General features: G+C 70.2%; 1 protein-coding gene. It reads right to left on the bottom strand.

Translation table 11 applies throughout. From position 1 onward, the window contains the following. Window positions 1-294, bottom strand: a 294-nt coding sequence (locus tag PUR61_RS17540) for a hypothetical protein (protein ID WP_329879795.1), incomplete at its 3' end; no start/stop codon positions are given. Window positions 295-386: the final 92 nt, after the last annotated feature.

Here is a 386-nt window from a genome sequence, read left to right as displayed (position 1 = left end):
GCTCTCCAGCCAGTACCGCTGGTGCTGGAAGGCGTAGGTCGGCAGCTCGGCCGGTCGGACGCCCGTGAACAGCGGCGACCAGTCGACCGGGACACCGTAGACGTGCAGAGTCGCCAACGCCGTGAGCACGGTGGTGACTTCGTCACGGTCGCGGCGCAGCAGCGGCGCCGTGGCGGCGTCGGGCTGCGGGACGAGCGCGGACAGGACCGCGTCCGGGCCGAGTTCGACGAACCTGGTGACGCCGTCGAGGGCCGCGAGGCCCTCCGCCAACGGCCGGTCCAGGTGGGCATCCACGAGCTACTCCACCAGGTCGAACGCGTCCGCAAAGAAGATCGGACGGGCGTCGGGGAGCGACAGAGAGTGCACGGCAGTGTAGGAATCGTAGG

This window comes from Streptomyces sp. BE20 (genome assembly GCF_036322525.1).
GTDB lineage: Bacteria > Actinomycetota > Actinomycetes > Streptomycetales > Streptomycetaceae > Kitasatospora.
The sequence above is the reverse complement of the archived record's forward strand: the minus strand, read 5'-3'. Positions and strand labels throughout refer to the sequence as shown.